The organism is Peribacillus acanthi (assembly GCF_003073175.1).
Taxonomy (GTDB): domain Bacteria; phylum Bacillota; class Bacilli; order Bacillales; family DSM-1321; genus Bacillus_BN; species Bacillus_BN acanthi.
The window spans coordinates 42,183-42,663 of sequence record NZ_QBBX01000021.1 but is presented as its reverse complement, the minus strand read 5'-3'; the positions used below and the strand labels follow the sequence as shown (position 1 = coordinate 42,663).

Below are 481 nucleotides of genomic sequence, written 5' to 3'. Positions count from 1 at the left end.
TAGCAAGTATGGGACTTAATTAGATAGGGAGGAATATATTATGGTTAAAAATAAAGTAGTTTTTATTACTGGGGCAGCTCGTGGAATTGGATATGAAATTGGAGAGAGATTTGCTGAAAATGGAGCGAAGGTGGCTATATCGGATTTAAACGCTGAAGGTGTAGAAACGGCTGCACAACAGTTACGTGACAAAGGATACGATGTAATTGGTGTGAAATGTGATGTAACGAATGAAGAAGAAGTGAAAAGTGCATTGGATACCACAAAGGAAAAGTTCGGCTCCGTAGACATTCTGATCAACAATGCAGGGATGCAATTTGTGTCACCTATTGAAGAATTCCCAACCGAAAAGTTTGAGCTATTAGTGAAAATCATGCTAACAGCTCCATTCATGGCTACGAAGCATGTATTTCCAATGATGAAACAAAATCAGTTTGGGCGAATTATCAACATGGCTTCCATCAACGGTTTGATTGGTTTT

At 38.7% G+C, this 481-nt stretch carries 1 protein-coding gene; it reads left to right on the top strand.

Features of this window, described 5'->3' with window-relative positions; translation table 11 throughout:
- Window positions 1–40: 40 nt before the first annotated feature.
- Window positions 41–481 (top strand): SDR family NAD(P)-dependent oxidoreductase (locus DBX25_RS21485; protein WP_240620382.1); only part of this gene is annotated, 441 nt, incomplete at its 3' end.